Source organism: Chitinophaga sedimenti (assembly GCF_023156195.1).
Classification (GTDB): Bacteria; Bacteroidota; Bacteroidia; order Chitinophagales; family Chitinophagaceae; genus Chitinophaga; species Chitinophaga sedimenti.
This window is the reverse complement of sequence record NZ_JAKUKA010000001.1, coordinates 3,963,208-3,982,197: the sequence shown is the minus strand read 5'-3', so window position 1 is coordinate 3,982,197 and position 18,990 is coordinate 3,963,208. Positions and strand designations below refer to the sequence as shown.

Annotated in this window: 19 protein-coding genes and 2 pseudogenes; 12 read left to right on the top strand and 9 right to left on the bottom strand. The window is 50.8% G+C overall.

The window, feature by feature from the left end; genetic code table 11:
* Positions 1-27: 27 nt before the first annotated feature.
* The 6 genes and pseudogenes from MKQ70_RS41410 to MKQ70_RS22635 all read right to left on the bottom strand — a co-directional run bounded on the left by MKQ70_RS41410 (position 28) and on the right by MKQ70_RS22635 (position 5,781).
* Positions 28-1,391 (bottom strand): annotated as a pseudogene (locus MKQ70_RS41410) (flotillin family protein).
* A 192-nt stretch (positions 1,392-1,583) separates the two neighbouring features.
* Positions 1,584-2,084, bottom strand: coding sequence for a hypothetical protein (locus MKQ70_RS22655; protein ID WP_248074527.1), 501 nt, complete (start codon positions 2,082-2,084; stop codon positions 1,584-1,586).
* Positions 2,085-2,163: 79 nt separating this feature from the next.
* A complete protein-coding gene (locus MKQ70_RS22650; protein WP_248074526.1) occupies positions 2,164-2,748 on the bottom strand; it encodes a 2-oxo acid dehydrogenase subunit E2 in 585 nt (194 codons plus the stop codon).
* Positions 2,749-2,750: 2 nt separating this feature from the next.
* Complete coding sequence (locus MKQ70_RS22645; RefSeq protein ID WP_248074525.1) at positions 2,751-3,821, bottom strand: biotin/lipoyl-containing protein; 1,071 nt, start codon at positions 3,819-3,821, stop codon at positions 2,751-2,753.
* 83 nt (positions 3,822-3,904) lie between these two features.
* Complete coding sequence (locus MKQ70_RS22640; RefSeq protein ID WP_248074524.1) at positions 3,905-4,594, bottom strand: DUF8439 domain-containing protein; 690 nt, start codon at positions 4,592-4,594, stop codon at positions 3,905-3,907.
* Positions 4,595-4,632: 38 nt separating this feature from the next.
* Complete coding sequence (locus MKQ70_RS22635) at positions 4,633-5,781, bottom strand: DNA polymerase III subunit gamma/tau (protein WP_248074523.1); 1,149 nt, start codon at positions 5,779-5,781, stop codon at positions 4,633-4,635.
* Between the two features lie 296 nt (positions 5,782-6,077).
* Here MKQ70_RS22635 and MKQ70_RS22630 point away from each other — a divergent pair, with 296 nt between their 5' ends.
* From MKQ70_RS22630 to MKQ70_RS22615, 4 genes are all read left to right on the top strand, one after another.
* On the top strand, positions 6,078-7,331 hold the full coding sequence (locus MKQ70_RS22630; protein ID WP_248074522.1) for an efflux RND transporter periplasmic adaptor subunit: 1,254 nt from the start codon (positions 6,078-6,080) through the stop codon (positions 7,329-7,331).
* A gap of 24 nt (positions 7,332-7,355) precedes the next feature.
* A complete protein-coding gene (locus MKQ70_RS22625) occupies positions 7,356-8,741 on the top strand; it encodes an ABC transporter permease (protein WP_248074521.1) in 1,386 nt (461 codons plus the stop codon).
* Positions 8,723-10,207: a TolC family protein gene (locus MKQ70_RS22620; RefSeq protein WP_248074520.1), complete on the top strand. Its 1,485-nt coding sequence runs from the start codon at positions 8,723-8,725 to the stop codon at positions 10,205-10,207. Before MKQ70_RS22625 ends, MKQ70_RS22620 begins: the two co-directional genes overlap by 19 nt.
* 81 nt (positions 10,208-10,288) lie before the next feature.
* Complete coding sequence (locus MKQ70_RS22615) at positions 10,289-10,897, top strand: hypothetical protein (RefSeq protein ID WP_248074519.1); 609 nt, start codon at positions 10,289-10,291, stop codon at positions 10,895-10,897.
* 56 nt (positions 10,898-10,953) lie between these two features.
* On the opposite strand, the gene MKQ70_RS22610 is transcribed toward MKQ70_RS22615, so the two are convergent.
* Positions 10,954-11,430: a DUF4920 domain-containing protein gene (locus MKQ70_RS22610; RefSeq protein ID WP_248074518.1), complete on the bottom strand. Its 477-nt coding sequence runs from the start codon at positions 11,428-11,430 to the stop codon at positions 10,954-10,956.
* A 63-nt stretch (positions 11,431-11,493) separates the two neighbouring features.
* Here MKQ70_RS22610 and MKQ70_RS22605 point away from each other — a divergent pair, with 63 nt between their 5' ends.
* Positions 11,494-12,018, top strand: coding sequence for a GNAT family N-acetyltransferase (locus MKQ70_RS22605; RefSeq protein ID WP_248074517.1), 525 nt, complete (start codon positions 11,494-11,496; stop codon positions 12,016-12,018).
* Positions 12,019-12,171: 153 nt separating this feature from the next.
* On the opposite strand, the gene MKQ70_RS22600 is transcribed toward MKQ70_RS22605, so the two are convergent.
* Positions 12,172-13,302, bottom strand: coding sequence for a purple acid phosphatase family protein (locus MKQ70_RS22600; protein WP_248074516.1), 1,131 nt, complete (start codon positions 13,300-13,302; stop codon positions 12,172-12,174).
* A gap of 356 nt (positions 13,303-13,658) precedes the next feature.
* Here MKQ70_RS22600 and MKQ70_RS43315 point away from each other — a divergent pair, with 356 nt between their 5' ends.
* The 4 genes from MKQ70_RS43315 to MKQ70_RS41405 are packed head-to-tail and all read left to right on the top strand — an operon-like array spanning position 13,659 to position 15,464.
* Positions 13,659-13,868: a hypothetical protein gene (locus MKQ70_RS43315; RefSeq protein ID WP_282456668.1), complete on the top strand. Its 210-nt coding sequence runs from the start codon at positions 13,659-13,661 to the stop codon at positions 13,866-13,868.
* A complete protein-coding gene (atpD, locus tag MKQ70_RS22595; RefSeq protein ID WP_308199521.1) occupies positions 13,775-14,842 on the top strand; it encodes a F0F1 ATP synthase subunit beta in 1,068 nt (355 codons plus the stop codon). Before MKQ70_RS43315 ends, atpD begins: the two co-directional genes overlap by 94 nt.
* Before the next feature lie 2 nt (positions 14,843-14,844).
* Positions 14,845-15,156, top strand: coding sequence for an ATP synthase beta subunit C-terminal domain-containing protein (locus tag MKQ70_RS43310; RefSeq protein ID WP_443657955.1), 312 nt, complete (start codon positions 14,845-14,847; stop codon positions 15,154-15,156).
* A complete protein-coding gene (locus MKQ70_RS41405; RefSeq protein ID WP_308199520.1) occupies positions 15,153-15,464 on the top strand; it encodes a F0F1 ATP synthase subunit delta/epsilon in 312 nt (103 codons plus the stop codon). Before MKQ70_RS43310 ends, MKQ70_RS41405 begins: the two co-directional genes overlap by 4 nt.
* Positions 15,465-15,783: 319 nt before the next feature.
* Here MKQ70_RS41405 and MKQ70_RS22585 read toward each other — a convergent pair.
* Positions 15,784-16,334 (bottom strand): annotated as a pseudogene (locus MKQ70_RS22585) (YqgE/AlgH family protein).
* A 486-nt stretch (positions 16,335-16,820) separates the two neighbouring features.
* On the opposite strand from MKQ70_RS22585, the gene MKQ70_RS22580 reads away from it, so the two are divergent.
* From MKQ70_RS22580 to MKQ70_RS22570, 3 genes are read left to right on the top strand one after another with little or no spacing between them, the layout of a single operon-like run.
* Positions 16,821-17,378, top strand: a complete 558-nt coding sequence (locus MKQ70_RS22580) for a hypothetical protein (RefSeq protein WP_248074515.1) — start codon at positions 16,821-16,823, stop codon at positions 17,376-17,378.
* Positions 17,375-18,148: a sensor histidine kinase gene (locus MKQ70_RS22575; RefSeq protein WP_248074514.1), complete on the top strand. Its 774-nt coding sequence runs from the start codon at positions 17,375-17,377 to the stop codon at positions 18,146-18,148. The genes MKQ70_RS22580 and MKQ70_RS22575 overlap by 4 nt, the downstream gene beginning before the upstream one ends.
* Positions 18,149-18,185: 37 nt before the next feature.
* Positions 18,186-18,986, top strand: a complete 801-nt coding sequence (locus MKQ70_RS22570) for a HesA/MoeB/ThiF family protein (protein ID WP_308199519.1) — start codon at positions 18,186-18,188, stop codon at positions 18,984-18,986.
* Positions 18,987-18,990 lie beyond the last annotated feature (4 nt).

The window sequence follows — 18,990 nt, the reverse complement described above, 5'->3', positions numbered from 1 at the left end:
CCATACCCGCCATATTAAAGATGTCTTTTAACGGGGAACGGATTTATATAAACCACTGATGAAATTCGCCGTAGAGCCTTTGCCATCGCCATTTGCAGTGCCACCTTCCCAAACGGTAACCTTGTCGATCTTGATGTTTTTGATCGCTTCGGTCTGCATGCGTACCAGTTCCGGCAGTTTGTCCGCAATCAGCAGCAGGGCTGCGTCTTTGCTGTTATTGCCGGCCGCCTGTACCACGCGGTTCATACCTTCTGCCTGTTTAGTCAGGATTTCGAACATACCTTTCGCTTCCGCTTCCATTTTCAGGAAAATCGCATCCGCTTCACCTTTCGCTTTCTGACGGATTTTTTCCGCTTCGGCCTGGGCTTCGATGATGGCTTTTTGTTTTTGGATTTCGGCCGCTACCACGATGTTGGCTTCCTGTGTAGAGCGCTCTCTTGCGGCACGCGCGGCTTCCGCTTTCTGTTCCGCCAGGTAAGATTCTTCCAGTGCTTTCGCCGCCTGTACTTTCTCTGCCGCCATCGCTTGTTTCAACGATTCTGCCTCCCGTTCACGACGGTTCGCTTCTGATTGCGCCACCTGGATTTTAGCGGCGTTCTCGCCCTGGATCGCCGTGGAGTTAGCCTCGGCCGATTTAATACGGGTGTCTCTTTCTGCTTCGATTTTACCGATGCTTTCATCACGCTGCGCGCCCGCGATCAGGATTTCCTTGTCTTTGTTGGCGCTGGCAATGCTGGTATCTCTATCGCGCATGGTTTCGGCGATCTTGATGTCTTTTTCTTTGTTGGCTTCTGCTTTACCGATCTCACCGATTTTTTCCTGCTCGGCCACGCTCTTTTTAGCTTCGTTGATGGCTTTTGCAGCGGCCTCTTTACCCAGTGCCTCAATGTAACCGCTTTCGTCCTTGATGTCTGTGAGGTTCACGTTGATCAGTTTCAGGCCGATTTTTTCAGTTCGGCTTCCACGTTCGCGGCCACGTTCGACAGGAATTTGTCACGGTTGCTGTTGATTTCCTCGATGTCCATAGTAGCTACAACCAGGCGGAGCTGGCCAAAGATGATATCTTTTGCCAGATCGTGTATTTGCGGACGTTGTAAGCCCAGCAGGCGCTCAGCCGCATTGGTCATTACCGCCGGTTCGGTAGAAATGGCCACAGTAAAGCGGGAGGGCACGTCGATACGGATATTCTGTTTACTCAGTGCGTTGGTCAGGTTTACTTCAATGGAAGTAGGTGTAAGGTCCATAAAAGCGTAATCCTGGATGATGGGCCAGATAAAAGCCGCACCACCGTGGATACATTTCGCGCTCAGGTTACCGTCGGCATTGGAACCTACTTTACCATAAACAACGAGGATGCGGTCGGACGGACAACGTTTGTAGCGTCGGAACATCGCATAAATAAAGACGAAAACAAATACTACGCCCAGTAGTATCGCAATGGCTGTGTACTGCATATAGTGGTGATTTTTTTAAAAGGGATAGTCGGTTGTTGTATCAGGATTTAGTTACCAGTAATACGCCATCGTTCAGTGTTTGCTGTACACGGATGCGGCTGTGGCTGGGTAAGTCGGAAAAGTCGTCCGTCAGCGCATCGAGTTCCCGCATGCCGCCCTGCACCGGATGTGCACTTTGCCCGTACCGCTGCGGCGGCCGGGGATGGTCAGGTATACTTCGCCGGTTTTGCCCACGGCGTTTTTCAGGTCCATGGTGCCGCTATGAGAAAGTTTGCTCGTATAATAGAAGAGGGCAGACATAATAACCATCATGATCAGGCCGCATATAACAGAAACGGCTATGGTCGCAAAGGTGCTCATGCCTGAGTTGATGCAGGCCAGTCCGGTCCAGCCCAGGATGGTAAAAAATGCCAGCATATTCTTCAGGGTGAAGAACTGGAAACCGATGCCGTCGTCGCCGGAAATAGCATCGTCCGCATCGCCGATGGCGCCATCGTGTTCGCCGCCAAGCAGGCTCACGCCCATATGTAAGAGGAATAACAGGGTGAAAACGATGGTCACCACCCAATAGATTTTTTCGAATGGCGCTAAAGCCGCCCACCAGGCATTTGCGTCGAGTAACAGGTACATGGATAAAGATTTTCCCCAATATAGTATAAAAAAGCGCAGTGTAAACTGCGCTTTTACTCAGGTAAATATGTAAATGCTTCTAAACGAGCATTGTAACCGGATTTTCAAGGAAACCTTTTAAGGTTACCAGGAATTTCGCGCCAACCGCTCCGTCAACAGTACGGTGGTCGCAGGTGAGGGTTACCTTCATGATATTGGTCACTTTGAACTGACCTTTATCTGCTACCACTACTTCTTTGATACCGCCTACGGCAAGGATCGCAGAGTTAGGCTGGTTGATGATGGCCGTGAAGTGATCGATGCCCATCATACCCAGGTTGGATACGGTGAAGGTGCTGCCGCTGAATTCGTTCGGCTGCAGTTTTTTGTTTTTAGCTTTATCGTACAGCACTTTTGCGTCGGCTGCAATCTGGCTCAGTGTTTTCTGATCAGCGAAGCGGATGGTCGGAACGATCAGTCCTTCGTCTACCGCCACGGCAGAACCGATGTGAACGTGTTGGTTCATGCGGATGGTGTTGCCCTGCCAGCTGCTGTTTACGTAAGGATGCTGACGGAGCGCCATCGCTGCGGCTTTGATCACCATATCATTGAAGGAGATCTTTACCGGAGAAACTTTATTCAGTGCTTCCCTGTTTTTCATGGCCTCGTCCATGTTAATTTCCATGGTCAGGTAGAACTCAGGTGCGGTGAATTTGCTTTCGCCCGGCGTTTGGCAATTACGCCGCGCATCTGTGTAACCGGGATATCTTCGAACGATTCCTGTCCGGGAACGAATGGAGCCGCTTGCGGAGCAGCGCCGCCGGATGCGGCGGCAGTAGCGGCTGGTGCGGACTTCGCGGCTGGTACAAAGCTGTCAACGTCTTTTTTAACGATACGGCCATTGTCACCGGAACCGGTCACCTGGTTGATATCGATACCTTTATCTGCAGCTAATTTCTTAGCAAGGGGAGAAATTTTTATACGGCCACCTTCGTTGCTGGAAGCAGGAGCTTCTGCAGGTGCGGCGGTGGCGGCGGGAGCAGCATTGGCAGCCGGAGCGCTTTGCTGTTCGGCAGGTTTAGTGGCAGGCGCGCTTCCTCCACCTTTTTCGGCAGCGAGGATCGCATCTACGTTAGTACCCTGTTTACCCACGATGGCGATAATGCCGTTTACTTTGGCAGCTTCACCCTCTTTAACACCTACATACAGCAGGGTGCCGTCTGCATAACCGATCACCTCCATAGTGGCTTTGTCGGTTTCTACTTCGGCCAGCACATCGTCAGATTTAACGGTGTCGCCTATTTTTTTATTCCAGGCTACAATTTTGCCTTCCGTCATGGTGTCGCTGAGCAGCGGCATGCGGATGACTGTAGCATTTTTCAGCGCTTCGGCTACGGCAGCGTCGTCAGCTTTAGGGGCGGGAGCAGCTTCCGCGGCAGGGGCTTCGGCTTTCGCCGGGGCGGCTTCTTTTGCAGGAGCAGCAGGTGCGCCACCTTCCAGCAGGGATTTGTAATCCTCGCCCGGTTTACCCACAATGGCAATGATATCATTCACTTTAGCCGCTTTGCCTTTCTCAACGCCGATATACAGGATGGTACCATCCGCATAACCCATTACTTCCATGGTGGCTTTATCCGTCTCCACTTCAGCAATAACGTCGTCGGATTTAACGGTGTCTCCTACTTTCTTATGCCATTCCGCAATCACCCCTTCGGTCATTGTGTCGCTCAAGAGGGGCATTCTGATAACTTCTGCCATAGTGTTTCTTCAAAATTTTGCCCAAACCTACAAGTTTTTGCGCAAAAACGCAACGTAAGAGTGGTTCTGTGTTTAAAAATGCGCTAAAAATCAAGTTCCATGCCCAGGCTGTCCTTCAGTTCTTTGATCAGCGGGTATTTTTCCAGCATTTTAATGTATTGTTCTTTGCTGGACAGTCGCTGGGGACCCGCGTCCACTTCTTCCTGCTGCTTGCTTTCGTCCAGCAAAAGGGTAACGGTGAGGTCTTTATTTCTGAATTTCTGTTTGAAAAATTCTGATATCGCCAGTTTTTCTTCCTCCGGGAAGCGCAGCATTACGATGTTGCGGCTGATAAGGGCGATCTCCTGCGGGTCGGGCAGCTGTATTTCGGCCAGCTGCAGGTTACTGACCACGCTGGTACGTTTCGCCTGGCGGTACACATCGATAAATTCTTCCCAGTACACTGACAATGCTCCCAATGTAACCGGAACGCTCGTTACCACCTCGGCGCTCTGCTTCGCCGCCAGTGCCGCCTTCATGGCTGCAAGTCCCGTCAGTTTGATGCCGCCGGCCGCCGCCGTAGTGGTAGCTGGCGCCGCGGTTGCCGCGGGTTTGCTGATGGGGGTAGGAGTTACGGTTGGCCGTGCCGTAGTGGCCGGCGGCGGTGTAACACCCTTTTCTATCGTGAGTTTGGGCGCCGTGGCCGGACTGCCGCCATTTGACGGGCGCGGCTCCGGCGCTACCGGCACATCGCCGGGGGCAGCTGCTACTAATTTGCCCGAAGCGGCCACCATAAAGGGGGCGCGCAGGCGCTGCGGCTGCCGCCGCCTGGTTAGTTAAGTTTTTTTAATACCTCGCCGTTCTGGTCGTTGCTCACCAGGTTCACGGCCTGCTGCAGGTAACAGAGCTTGATCAGCGCCATCTCCACATGCAAACGCTTGTTGCGTGCCATGCGGTAGTTGATCTCCGTTTCGTTCAGCAGGTGCAGGGCCGTTACCAGGTATTGCGGGCTCACCTTACCGGACAGCTGTTTGTAGCGGTCTTTCAGGTTAGCTGATACTTCCATCAGGTGCAGCACTTTCTCGTCTTTGCACACCAGGAGGTTTCGCAAAAACTCTGCCCAGCCGCCCAGGAAGTTGTCGCCTTCGAAACCTTTCTGCAAAATTTCATCGAAGATGAGCAGTGCGCCGGCAATATCCTGCTGCAGCACACTATCCATCACCTTAAAGAAATAATCGTAGTCGAGGATGTTCAGGTGCTCCAGGGTATTCTGGTATGTCAGTTGCCCCGCAGTGAAACTTACTATCTTGTCAAGTGTACTCAGCGAGTCGCGCATACAACCATCGGTTTTTTGCGCAATGAGGTGCAGGGCGTCGCCTTCGGCGGAGATATGCTCTTTGTCGCATATTTCTTTCAGGTGGTCAACGGTGTCCTGTATGGTAATGCGTTTGAAATCGAAAATCTGGCATCGGCTCAGGATCGTGGGAAGGATCTTGTGTTTTTCGGTGGTGGCCAGGATGAAGATCGCGTAGGAGGGCGGTTCCTCCAGCGTTTTCAGGAAGGCGTTAAAGGCCGAAGAACTGAGCATGTGGACCTCATCGATGATATATATCTTGTATTTACCTGCCTGTGGTGCGAATCGCACCTGTTCCACCAGGGTACGGATATCATCTACAGAGTTGTTGGATGCGGCATCCAGCTCGTGGATATTAAAGGATGCACCATCATTAAAGGATTGGCAGCTCTGGCAGCTGTTACAGGCTTCGCCGTCTGCCAGCGGTGTTTCGCAGTTAATGGTTTTGGCCAGGATACGTGCGCAGGTGGTTTTACCCACGCCACGCGGACCGCAGAACAGGAATGCGTGCGCCAGCTGACTGTTGCGTATCGCATTCTTTAATGTCGTGGTAATGTGGGCCTGCCCCACTACTGTCGAGAAATTCTGAGGACGGTACTTCCTTGCCGAAACGATGAAATTTTCCATAAGCTAACTGCACTGCAAATGTCGAAATTAAGCACAATATTGTTAAGAAAAAACTTCCACCTTCCGCTATGTTTATCTTGTAGCTATCTGCCTGGTATTTTTGGCTTTACAAATAATAAGGATGAGTTTATCATCGTTTATGACCCGTTAGGCACAATTAACAAATCGTTAGAATTGTGGCGGCTACTTTTATGGAATATTGAACCCGACGCATCTGGTCCCTGTGCAGTTACTTATTTATCGTCATACTTACTAAATATTAATTCCATTCATCACACATCACTGCTGTTTAACCTATGTTGAAGAAAAAATGGTGGCTCATTGCCGCATTACTTGGCCTCTCCGCGATTGTTGCATATGTGGTTTGGGGCAATAAAACGGTCGCCGAAGGAGTGTCCGTCAAAGCCGCAAAATCGAATTTCCGCGATGTGGTGGTAAGTCCAGGTGAGTTGATGGCGGAAAACACCGAGTACATTAACGGTCCGTCCGACCTCCAATCGAACCAGATTTACGAGGATATCAAGATCCAGGACATGGTGCCGGAAGGCACATTCGTGAAAGCCGGCGACCGCATCGCCTCGCTGGATCCCACGCTGGTGAATAAAAAGATCCGGGAATGGCAGGCCGAACTTGATCGCGCCGCTGCCACGGTAGCGCAAACCGCGCTGGACACCGCGCTCTCCATGCGCGAAGCCCGCGATGGCATCACCAACCTGAAGTTCCAGATGGAACAAAAACGCCTCGCGCTCCAGCTCAGTAAATACGAACCGCCTGCCACCATCCGCCAGGCGGAAATCGACCTGGAAAAAGCGGAACGTGACCTGAAGCAAATGGAGGAGAACAATCTCCTGAAACAACGGCAGGCTGCCTCCAAAATGCAGCAGGCAACGGCGGTAGTATCCCGCTACCAGATGCAGATCAACGACCTGAACGACCTGCGCGGCCGCTTCGAGATCAAAGCCCCTAAAAACGGCCTGCTCGTATACATCAACGATTATAATGGTAAAAAGAAAACCGGCTCCAGCGTTCGTCCCTGGGATCCCCGCCTGGCCATGTTGCCCGATTTGTCCAGCATGTTGTCTAAGACATACATCAACGAGGTAGATGTAAGCAAGATCAAAAAGGACCAGAAAGTCGGGATCAGTCTCGATGCATTCCCGGAAGTAAAACTGGAGGGCATTGTAAAGTCAGTGGCCAACATCGGTGAGAACCGTCCTGGTTCCAATGCCAAAGTATTCGAGGTAATGATCCGGCTCAATAAGGTAGATTCTATCCTGAAGCCGGGGATGACCACCGCAAACAATATTCTCATCAACGAAATTCCCAACAAGTTACTCATTCCCCTCGAAGCTGTGTTCTCCGAAAAGGAAAATGGCAAAGACGTAAGCTTCGTATACCACAAAAGCGGCGCAGCGATTCAGAAACGTGAAGTAAAGCTGGGTAAAGCCAATGACGAAACCGTGATCGTGGACAAAGGCCTGGAGGAAGGCGACGAGGTATTGCTGGCCGAGCCGGCAAGCGCCAAAGACCAGAAAATAAAACGTCTGTAGCTTTCACTCTTAAAAGAACCATGCATGCAAAAATTGTGGGGAACCCGGAACTTTAATAACCTCAACATCGCGCTCGACTCGCTGGCCGCTAACCGCCTGCGGTCGTTCCTGACCGCACTCGGCATCATCTTCGGTGTGGGAGCGGTGATCGCGATGCTCGCCATCGGTAAGGGCGCAAAGGAGGAAATCCTTAACCAGATGAAACTGGTAGGGGTGAATAATATTGTTATCAAACCAAAACAGGAAGGGAATAAAGATGGCAGCGAACCTTCGGGCGCGCAGTCGGCTGAAGAGAGCGATAATAAAGACAAGCAGCCGCAGGACCAGGGCAAGAAGCGCTTCAGCCGCGGCCTCACGCTGGCTGATGCGCAAAACATCCGTAACACCCTTTCTTCCGTGGAAACCATCAGCCCCGAAATGCTGCTGGACCAGGATATTATTTATCGCGGTAAAAGCGGCAAGTTGAAAATGGCGGGTATTGAACCGGCGTTTTTCGACATCAACAATATCGGCCTTTCGTCCGGCAGTATGTTCAATCCCAATCATCGTGAAAGTGGCGAGGCGGTATGTATTATCGGCAGCGGTGTAAAGCGCAGGTTTTTTCTCACCGAAGATCCCGTTGGCAAAACGATCAAATGCGGCGCGCAGTGGTTGAAAGTAGTGGGGGTAACGGAGGAAAAGTACATCAGCGACGCTACGAAATCGAACCTTGGTATCCGCGATTATAACATGGATATTTACATCCCGATCCGCACCATGTTGATCCGTTATAAGAACCCGGCCGTGGCGAACTCCATGCCGCAAGGGTATTATATTTCGGATGAGGAACTGGCCAGGATGAGCGCCAATGCCAAAACACAACATCAGCTGGACCAGCTGGTCGTAAAGGTAAAAGACGGCGCGCCGCTCGGCGAAACCGCCGGCGTTATCAACCGCATGCTTAAACGCAGGCACAGCGATATGATCGATTTTGAAATGACGATCCCTGAAGAACTCCTGAAGCAACAACAGAAAACGAAGGATGTGTTCAATATTGTATTGAGCGCTATCGCCGGCATCTCGCTGCTGGTGGGCGGTATAGGTATTATGAACATCATGCTCGCATCCGTGTTGGAGCGTACCAAGGAAATCGGTATCCGTATGGCGTTGGGTGCGCAGAAGCGCGACATCGTGATGCAGTTTTTGTTCGAAGCAGTGCTGATCAGTCTTTGCGGTGGCATCATCGGCATCATCCTGGGTGTGATGGGCGCTTACCTGGTAGATAAACTGGCGGATATCCGCACGCTCATCTCCGGTATCTCCATCTTCCTATCCTTTGTGCTGGCCTCTTCCGTGGGACTCATCTTCGGTATATCGCCAGCGCGTAAGGCCGCTAATCAGAACCCTATCGAATGTTTAAGACACACCTGATCATGAAAATTATTTCCATATTATTAGTGGCGCTGCTGCTGGGTGTGGCAGGCCACGCGCAGCAGATGCTGTCGCTCTCCGGCGTTATTGACCAGGCACAGAAAGGTTCGCCATCGTATTACCGTGCACGCAGTAATGCATTAAACAGTTTGTATTCGTTTCGTTACTACGTGGCGAACAGGCGGCCGCAACTGCGGCTCACAGCGGATAACACGAGTAGTTTTCTGGGCAATATTTCAAGCATCCGTCAGCCCGACGGCAGTTACGCTTTCAACAAAAGTTATTTCTCTTATACCAGCGCTGGTTTGTCGTTAGACCAGATCGTACCATTTACAGGCGGTACTTTTTCACTGGAAACAAACCTGCAGCGGAACGACTTGTTTCGTCCCGATACGGTGAGTTTCCTGTCGACCCCCTTCTCCATCCGCTATTCACAACCGATGATTCTTTACAACCCATATAAATGGGAAAAGAAGATCAATCCATTGATGTATGAAGAAAGTACCCGCCGGTATGTGGAGGACCTGGAACGCGCCGCGCTGGAAGCCTCATCCTACTTTTTCGATGCGCTTACCGCGCGCCAGAACGAAGTGATTTTGCAGGACAACGTATCCAACACCGATACGCTGTACAACATCTCCAAAGGCCGCTACGAACTCGGTAAGATCGCGGAGAATGAACTGCTGCAGATCGAACTGAGTTTGCTGAACGCCAGAACGCAACTGGAGCGGGCGCAGATCGACAAGCAGATGGCATACCGCGAGCTGACGCGCTTTTTGAACATGCCCAAAGATGCGAACATCGACATCATTGCACCTGCCACGGTGCCACAGTTCGAGGTGTTGATGGAGCGGGCTGTAAGTGAAGCGAGCAACAACCGGCAGGTGGTGCTCGAATTCCGCCGCCGCCGCATCCAGGCAGAACGGGATGTAGCCGAAGCCCGGGGCAACAACGGTTACCAATTTAATCTATCGGCCAACCTCGGTCAGAGCCAGAACGGCGCTACTATTAAAGATGTGTACGCGGGCCGCGCGCTGCAACAAAACCAGTTGCTGCAGGTGGGTGTATCCATCCCCATCGTAGACTGGGGCCGCTCGCGCTACCGCGTAAAGCAGGCGAAAGCCAATGCCGAACTCGTGGAAATCGACGTACAGCAACAGGAACGCCAGTTTGAGCAGGAAGTGTTTTTACAAACGCAGTTATTTAACATCCAGAAGAAACAGCTGGCCAGCGCCGCCAAAGCCGATACCATTGCGCAACAGCGTTATGAAATCACGAAGCAGCGCTACCTGATCGGCAAGATTTCGATTACGGACCTTAACCTCGCACAGCAGGAAAAGAACCAGGCCAGCCAGGGGTATATCGGCGCCCTGCGGTCGTTCTGGAACGCTTATTACACGGTGAGGGTGTTAACGTTGTACGACTTTGAAAAGAATGATAGAATTCTTTATCAATTCGAAGAATAAGGAAAAAGGCTGCTCTTGCGAGCGGCTTTTTTATGCCGTCTCCCCACAAAATGGCATCATTTTTTCTTTCCCCTCTCTATTATGAACGGAAAGCAAATTCTCATCTACACCATATCCGCCTTACTGGTAGGCATCTTCGGCATCAATTCCTGCCGCGAGAACCGCCGCGCCAAAACACTTTACCGCGAAAATGAACGCCTGCTCCGCGAAAACCGCGACCTACGCGCCAACCTGGACATGACCTCCGGTACCGCCAGGCAAATCGCCGATCGTAAAGATATGATCCAGCACCAGGCCGACCAGTTCGTGGACCAGCGCACCTATTATCGTCATAATTGGAAACAGTTCATTTCGGTATCCACCGACGATTACCGCACTGGCTTTCTGGGTGGTATCAAGGACCTGGATATCATCGTACAAAACCAGAGCGAGTACCCGGTGGACAATGTGGTGGTAACCGTGCAATATTTACGTAATAAGGGGCAGGTTTTTAAGACGGAAGAATACACCGTGCGTAATATCGCAGCGAAAGGAAAAGGTACCGTGAAAGCGAGTAACAGCCGCAAAGGCACCAAGGTGGAAGTGAAACTGAAAAGTATTACCAGCCAGGCCATGAACCTGTGCTGGTCTAAAGATAAAAAAGTAACGCCGGGCGATCCCGATCCGTTTCTTTGCACCAACCTGCAATAACTAAAAATGGCGTCGTATAACACGGCGCCATTTTTAGTTATCAGCTGAATGGAAAATTATTTTACCACTACCACACCATCGGCCATAAACACGATGTCTGTTTTAGGTTCGGTGATTTTCCCAATTTCTTCTTTGCTTTTGCCGGCGTCTTCGGCATAGTGTTTCAGGCGCTCTACCGATGTTTCTTTTACAGACGCCACACCACTCATCACTACCGTTTTACCAACAATGTTCTGTGGCATAAAGAAGCCGTAGTCTTTGAAGCGCACCATCACCGGGTCGCCGTCGGCGCGGGTTACTTTCATGAAGCAGCCTTTCTTTTTGCAAACTTCCACCACAGTACCTTCGACTTTACCACTGTATACTGAATCTGTTTTTAATTTGGTTTCCAGTTCGGGCATTTTAATGGCATTGCCGGCCGAAGTGGGGGCGCCATAGGATGCGCCGGGTTTGGCGGGCGCAATTTTGTCCTGGGCGAACAGGGCGGCGGAGCTCAATACACCCGCGGCTATCAGGCATAATATTTTTCTCATATTGATGTTTTATTCGACTCCAAAGATAGGGAATCTTCAGAAGGAGTATATTATCTTAGCAGTATGCTCACATTACAGCCTGTTACCGAAGCCGCGCCGTACGTGCGGGAGTTGTTTGAAGCCTCTTTTCCCCACGCCGAACGCCGCGATTGGGAGCCGCAGCTGCAACTTCTGGCCGATGGTCACCTGAAATTATCATTGCTGTTATCCGACGGCGGGTTTATCGGTTTCCTGTTCTACTGGCCGCTCAATGGCTACACGTACATCGAGCATTTTGCGATACTGCCAAATGTTCGCGGTGGCGGTATCGGCTCCCGGGTAATGGCCCTCTTCTGCGAAACGTTTCACTCGCTGGTACTGGAAGTTGAACTGCCGGACACCCCCGACGCGGAGCGCCGCATCCGTTTTTACAGCCGGGCCGGTTTCCGTGTGTTTCCTTATCCGTACCAGCAGCCGCCATACCGACAGGGGGAGCAACCCATCGATATGATGCTCATGTACAAAAACATGGGTGATGGCCGGGAAGTGTTTAAACGCATCCGCTCGGAGTTGCATACCCGGGTGTATGTCTGCAGGCCTTATGAGTAATAATAATTATATTATCCCATGCTTTATCGGCCTGACTACATCCTAAGACGATCCTAAGAGGATCGTAACTGAATCCTAACTGATTCCCCTATAGATTAGCTACATTTTAGTTACAGTTAGTTACAATTCAGTTACGATCGTCTTACCATCCTGCTATCTTTTCGTCTTTATCTGCACTTTCCCTGCTTCGCTGCCGTCATCCTTTAACATCCTGAGATTCAGCTCCGTTTGTGTAGCTTTTACCTTAATTAGTGTCCGGTTGCCCTCTTTGGGGCCGCCGCCGATTACGATATGATAGCTGTGGTCGGTCTGTGGGGCATATACGCCGTATTGGTGGGTGTGCCCACTGATGAGCAGATCTATTTTCGCCTGTTCAAAAATGGGCCCGAACTTGGCGCGGCAGTCGAGCGTGCCGTGCCAGTCGCCGGAGTGGTAGTGCGGAATGTGCATCATCACGACGCGGAACTTCGCCTTCTTAAACGCCGGTGAGGCCACTACGCGCTTCAGCCATTCGGCCTGCTGGCTGCGGTAGCTGTCAAAATCCACGATGCCGGCGTACACCGGGGTGTCATCGGGTTTGTCCTCCCCGGTGTCCAGTACCGTGAAATGTACCGGTCCCCAGGTGTACTGGAAGTAATTGCGGTGCTCGGGGTTATCGAAGTATTCGTGCAGGTGCATCCTGTACTTACCACGGGTTTCGTGGTTGCCGCGCACGAAAATAAAGGGTTTTACCGTGGTGCATGCCTCGCCGAGCGGCGTCAGCAGGTGGTCTATGATCTGCTGTTCATCTGTCTGGTAATCGAACATGTCGCCGTTCAGGAACAGGTAGTCAAAATGCTCGTCCTTATTCATCCCGATCAGCGGTCCGAACGATTGTGGCCGGTCGTGGATGTCGTTCAGCACCAGCCAGCTTACCTCCTTTGGGTTCAGGGCAGGTGTGGTGAAGGTGTACGTGTCGCTTTCGATGGTTTCGCCGTAAGTCAGCTTATAGGGCTGGAACGCGGTAATTTCCTTCGACATAACCTTATAGCTGTAAGTGGTGCCTGGTTTGAGTCCTTCGAGGCTGATTTTGTTCAGCTGCTCGTAGGCTTCCACCATCCCGTCCGTAAGATGGTGGGCTTTTTGGTCGAGTTGCCCGTTTTGGCCATACATTACCCAGCAGCTATAGCAGGGTTTGGCGGTCATCCACATGATGGTCATGGAAGTGGGCGTGGGGCACTGGAGGTAAGGTTTGGTGGTAAAGACGTGGTCCGCGGGGGCGATCGGTGTTTCGGCGCCGGCCAAAGCAGCTGGGGCTACGCCCAGGCCAACCGCCCCGGGATGCCCGCTTTGGAAAGGTTGCCCAGGAAATCACGACGATGCAAGGTGTTCTTCTTCATTTGATAGATCTTTTATATGTGATTAAGGATCAGGTGCTCCAAAATAATACGGCTGTCATTTTATTTCCCCCTATTTGTGATAAAAGGGCGGTTAAATAAATATTACGCGCTATATTGCCTGACTTTTATCAGGTTTTTCATAGGGAGGAAAAGAAGTGTAAAAAATTGTAGCTAAGGGATTGCCGCGGTTTTTGAATTTCTGTTTCTAACCCTTACCTTTGCGCAAAATTTCATAAAACCGCACTATAAATCTCGATTAATATGCCTAACACAGGTAAGATCAAACAAATCATCGGTCCCGTAGTGGACGTGCATTTTGAAGGAAAATTGCCCGAAATCTACAACGCCCTGAAATTACACGTGACAATGGCCAGAAACTGGTCCTGGAAGTTCAGCAACACCTGGGTGAGGACAGCGTTCGCACCGTGGCAATGGACTCCACAGACGGCCTGGTACGTGGCATGGCTGTAGCAGACAAAGGCGCCCCCATCAAAATGCCTGTTGGCGACCAGATCAAAGGACGTTTGTTCAATGTGGTAGGTGAAGCGATCGACGGTCTTGGTGACATCGACGCCAGCAATGGTTACCCCATTCACCGTCAGCCTCCCCGTTTCGAAGACCTCGCAACCGATACAGAAGTACTGTTCACCGGTATTAAGGTAATCGACCTGATCGAGCCTTACGCAAAAGGTGGTAAAATCGGTCTGTTCGGTGGTGCGGGTGTAGGTAAAACCGTATTGATCCGGGAGCTGATCAACAACATCGCTAAAGGTTACGAAGGCCTGTCCGTATTTGCGGGTGTAGGTGAGCGTACCCGTGAAGGTAACGACCTGATGCGTGAGATGATCGAGGCGGGTATCGTTAAATACGGCGATAAATTCAAACATTCCATGGAAGAAGGCGGATGGGATCTGTCTTCCGTAGATAAAGAGGGTCTGAAACAATCACAGGCTACCTTCATCTTCGGTCAGATGAACGAGCCCCCCGGCGCACGTGCACGTGTTGCCCTGTCTGGTCTGACAATCGCTGAGTACTTCCGCGATGGCGACGGTACAGCGGGTGGTGGTAAAGACATCCTCTTCTTCGTAGATAACATCTTCCGTTTCACCCAGGCAGGTTCCGAAGTATCCGCGCTGTTAGGCCGTATGCCTTCTGCGGTAGGTTACCAGCCAACCCTGGCTACTGAAATGGGCCTGATGCAGGAACGTATCACATCCACTAAAAACGGTTCCATTACCTCCGTACAGGCGGTATATGTACCTGCGGATGACTTGACCGATCCGGCTCCGGCAACAACTTTCTCCCACCTTGACGCGACAACGGTATTGAGCCGTAAAATCGCCGACCTTGGTATTTACCCCGCGGTGGATCCCCGGATTCTACTTCCCGTATCCTGTCTCCGAGCATCATCGGCGACGCACACTACAACTGTGCACAAAGGGTGAAAATGATCCTCCAGCGCTATAAAGAACTGCAGGACATCATCGCCATCCTGGGTATGGACGAGTTGAGCGAGGAAGATAAACAAACCGTATCACGCGCCCGTAAAGTTCAGCGCTTCCTGTCACAGCCTTTCCACGTGGCAGAGCAGTTCACTGGTCTGAAAGGTGTACTGGTTCCGATCGAAGATACCATCAAAGGTTTTAACATGATCATGGACGGTGAAGTGGACGAGTGGCCTGAAGCAGCATTCAACCTGGTGGGTACTATCGAAGACGCCATCGAAAAAGGTAAGAAACTGATGGATGCTGCTAAATAAGCGCATCCCGAAGGTTAACAAGTATCCAATCACCCAACACACTCAATCATGTTATTAGAAATATTAACACCGGAAAAAAGCTTTATACTGGCGAAGTATTTGGCGTACAGCTGCCGGGCGTCGACGGTTCTTTCGAGATCCTGGAAAAACACGCCCCGCTGATCGCAGCGCTGGGTAAAGGCAAAGTGAAGGTGTTGGCGGATAAAACACATACTACCGAACAGTTTATAGTGGAAGGTGGTTTTGTGGAAGTGCTTAACAACAAAGCTACCGTACTGGTAGAAGGTATTGTGGGCGACGCCAGGTAAGTAAAATATCGCAGACTAGCAGATAAGTAAGGGCCGGGTAGGATTACCCGGCCCTTTTTGTTCAATCCATTAATCTAATGTCGAAATCCGGCCGGTAAGATTGCCAGCGGAGTTTCCTGGTCACAGATACACGATGGCTGGCCGCTATGAGGCCATTGCCACGCGTAACGACGAAACCCTGAAATACTTTGAATAAACGGTTGAAAATTGGCTGCAACGGCCCGGTGAGGGGCTCGGTTTGCTTAACAAGGATGGCATGCGTAAGGTAACCCAATAAAAAGCATTACGGGTTGTTCATTCCTGTTCATTTTACTACAGATCAGTTCAATGAGGGGTCAGAAGGGAAGTTGGCCATCATGGCAAATGACTGGCCCAGGTTTTTGAGGGCGGCCTTCCAGATTTCCTGCTCGTTTTCACGGAACACCAGCGGTGCGGTCACCTGCGACAGGATCCAGCTTTTTTCTTTGAACTCTGCTTCCAGCTGCCCACTGCTCCAGCCCGAATAGCCTAAAAGAATTTGATCTGGCTGAGGTCTATTTTCCCCGAATTGATGAGAGATACCGCCATGTCGAACCGCCCACCCCAATAAATGCCGGGCACAATTTCAAAACCGTCTTCGATCAGCCCGGGCACCTGGTGCACAAAGTGGATCGTGTCCTGCTGCACAGGACCGCCGTTGTAAACGGGAATGTTGGGCGTAATAATGTCGGGAATAAGTTCGTCCAGCTTCTGCTCGAACAACTTGTTGACCACAAAGCCGAAGCTTCCTTTCTCCCGGTGTTCGCACAACAGTATCACGGAGCGGGCAAAATTCGGATCTTTTAAAAAAGGGTCCGCAATCAATAATATCCCAGGCGCTAACTGAACCATACACTAAATTTTTTGCTTGCGTCTGATTCAAATTTAATTATTTGAGGGGAGAATGGGTGGGGTATATAAAAAAAAAGAAGGAGGCTAGACAACCCCCTTACCATTTTATCAACCAAAATCTAAATCGCTTATGGAACGAATCCACGTCGATGTATGTAGAAATTTTAAATTCTTATTAATCAACCAATACTTCATTATCAAATTTAGTACCAGTTTGATAGGGCAAAGTTAGGTAAAGTGGAGGGAATTCTGACGTAAATTTTGCGTTAAAGTTACGTTAAAGTGATAGTGTTTTCGTAGAAACAGCATGGATGCGTCTTTCCGCGCTTTAATTTTGTATCATTGTTGCTATAGCAAACAAAAAGCGGGTAAAGTCCCACCAGTGGCCAACCTTGTCAGATTGACGCTTGTAGCTTGATTTTTAACAAATTGTAGATCGTCCCGGTCAGAATGATTGGCTATATTTAAAAATATTCACCTGTAAGCATGTTGCCTTTAAAGAAAACTTTTCCCCTGATCGTAGTGCTCATCACCCTGTCACTGGCCGGTATTATTTACATCCAGGTGAGCTGGATCCGTAATGCCGCCGTGATAAAGCGCGAAGAGCGCGACCAGCGCATGATCCGGGTAATGGATACCGTGGCCCGCTCTATGATGAACCACCCGTATAAAGCGCTGCGTATGGACCAGACGGTGATCGACTCCCGCGGTATCCGCATCCAGCGCGACCTTGCACCCATCTTTGAATCGGTGAGCGCCCGTTTTACGGCTGACGAAGTGGCAGGCTTGCTGCGCAGGGCCATGGCTAATAATAAAATAACGACTGATTTTGAGTTTGCCGTGATGGGTGAAAGCAGTTACCAGCTGAAATCGTCGGGTTTTGAAAAGATCGTGTACAATGCCACCGTGCTGGATACCAACAGCTATCATGTATACGGCGTGCTGCTGACAGATATGCAGGTGCCTACCCTTATGGCGCCGGAGGCGTTGCAGGTGATTATTCCGGAACAGAGCCCCTATATTTTTAAATACCGGGTTTCATGATCGTTGGCAGTATCCTGTTTACGACCATCATCATCATGGCCTTTACGCTGACCATCCGCACCCTGCTGAACCAGAAGAAGTTATCGGAAGTAAAGTCCGATTTCATCAATAATATGACACACGAGCTGAAAACGCCGTTAGCCACCATATCACTGGCCATCGACGCCATCGGCAATGAAAAGGTGATCGGCAATCCCGATAAAATACGGCAGTTTTCCAGCATGATCAAGGAGGAGAACAAGCGCATGAATAAACAGGTGGAAACGATCCTGCAATCGGCCCTCATGGAAAAGGAAGAAATTTCCCTCAACCTCCAGGTGATCGATGTGCACCAGCTGATTACCCGCACCGTAGAAAACCTGCAATTGCAGCTCGATAGCAAAAACGGCCGGGTAGACTTGCAGCTACAGGCGATCCAGCCCATCTTAAAGGTGGATGAGGTGCACTTCGGCAACGTGATCTTTAACCTGCTGGATAACGCCATCAAGTATTCGAAAACCAACCTGGAAATTAAAATCCATACTGTCAATACCCGTAAAGCCCTGGTCATCACGATTGCCGATAATGGTATCGGGATGAGCCGCGACACGGTATCGCGTGTGTTCGAGAAGTTTTACCGCGCCCATACAGGCAACCTGCATAACGTGAAAGGCTTTGGCCTGGGGCTTTCTTACGTGAAAGCCATTGTAGACGCGCACAAAGGAAAAATTAAAGTAGAAAGTACACTGGGGAAAGGCAGTAAGTTTACACTCGAGTTTCCGCAGGACTAATATCAACATAAAGAAGAAATGGCATTAAACGAAAGAGCTGCTGCGTTTTAAGTATTCCATTGCCGTACCCGGCGTGGGGCTGAGTATGCAGGAGAAAATAAAGAATACCCGCATCCTCGTCATTGGCTGTGGCGGTTTGGGTGCCACGGTTTTACAGCATTTAAGTGCGGCCGGTGTAGGCGTAATCGGTATAGCGGATTATGGCGTGCTGAACGAGGAGGACCTTGCCCGCACCCCGCTGTTCCAGATCCAGGACATCCGCAAACATAAGGCGAAAATGGCCTCCAGCAGAATGTGGGCTTTTAATCCTTTCACCAAACATTATCCTTTTCTCATACAGGTAAAGCCGGAAAACGTACTGGCGGTGATCCGCGAATTTGACCTCGTGATCGACTGCTCGCAGCACCAGCCGACGCACCTCGTGGTTAACGACGGCTGCATGGCTGGCGACAAACCCTTCGTGATCGCGGAAGTACACAATTGGGTGGCCTGGTGGGGCGGCTTCAATATTCCGCAGGCAAACGGATCTAAAAGCGCCAGCTACCGCTGCATGCGTAATCAGATCGACGAATACCGCAACTTCGACGCGGGCGCACTGAGCGTTACACACGGCGCCGCCGCCCTGCAGGTGGTGAACAGCGTGCTGCGTCACCTGCTGGAAGTGCCGGGGCTCGATAAACTTCATCACTTCGACTTTTTGCATCAGCAATATCATATTACCGATACCACGCCCGATGCCGCCATCATTGCCGAAACGCAGGAAAAGGCCTGCTCACGGCGGAGGAGTACGGGATGGAGATCGTGCCCGACGTGGAAGACTAGATTTTCCGTAACTTAAGGGG

What these genes read in the sequence shown, in the direction of transcription:
- MKQ70_RS22605 (WP_248074517.1), top strand. Translation starts at nt 11,494, where the DNA reads ATGCTCACATTACAGCCTGTTACCGAAGCCGCGCCGTACGTGCGGGAG.
- MKQ70_RS22610 (WP_248074518.1), bottom strand. Translation starts at nt 11,430, where the DNA reads ATGAGAAAAATATTATGCCTGATAGCCGCGGGTGTATTGAGCTCCGCC.
- MKQ70_RS22615 (WP_248074519.1), top strand. Translation starts at nt 10,289, where the DNA reads ATGAACGGAAAGCAAATTCTCATCTACACCATATCCGCCTTACTGGTA.
- MKQ70_RS43315 (WP_282456668.1), top strand. Translation starts at nt 13,659, where the DNA reads ATGCCTAACACAGGTAAGATCAAACAAATCATCGGTCCCGTAGTGGAC.
- MKQ70_RS22620 (WP_248074520.1), top strand. Translation starts at nt 8,723, where the DNA reads ATGTTTAAGACACACCTGATCATGAAAATTATTTCCATATTATTAGTG.
- MKQ70_RS22580 (WP_248074515.1), top strand. Translation starts at nt 16,821, where the DNA reads ATGTTGCCTTTAAAGAAAACTTTTCCCCTGATCGTAGTGCTCATCACC.
- MKQ70_RS22635 (WP_248074523.1), bottom strand. Translation starts at nt 5,781, where the DNA reads ATGGAAAATTTCATCGTTTCGGCAAGGAAGTACCGTCCTCAGAATTTC.
- MKQ70_RS43310 (WP_443657955.1), top strand. Translation starts at nt 14,845, where the DNA reads ATGATCCTCCAGCGCTATAAAGAACTGCAGGACATCATCGCCATCCTG.
- MKQ70_RS22630 (WP_248074522.1), top strand. Translation starts at nt 6,078, where the DNA reads ATGTTGAAGAAAAAATGGTGGCTCATTGCCGCATTACTTGGCCTCTCC.
- MKQ70_RS22655 (WP_248074527.1), bottom strand. Translation starts at nt 2,084, where the DNA reads ATGTACCTGTTACTCGACGCAAATGCCTGGTGGGCGGCTTTAGCGCCA.
- MKQ70_RS22625 (WP_248074521.1), top strand. Translation starts at nt 7,356, where the DNA reads ATGCAAAAATTGTGGGGAACCCGGAACTTTAATAACCTCAACATCGCG.
- MKQ70_RS22640 (WP_248074524.1), bottom strand. Translation starts at nt 4,594, where the DNA reads ATGGTGGCCGCTTCGGGCAAATTAGTAGCAGCTGCCCCCGGCGATGTG.
- MKQ70_RS22650 (WP_248074526.1), bottom strand. Translation starts at nt 2,748, where the DNA reads ATGGAAATTAACATGGACGAGGCCATGAAAAACAGGGAAGCACTGAAT.
- MKQ70_RS22645 (WP_248074525.1), bottom strand. Translation starts at nt 3,821, where the DNA reads ATGGCAGAAGTTATCAGAATGCCCCTCTTGAGCGACACAATGACCGAA.
- MKQ70_RS22575 (WP_248074514.1), top strand. Translation starts at nt 17,375, where the DNA reads ATGATCGTTGGCAGTATCCTGTTTACGACCATCATCATCATGGCCTTT.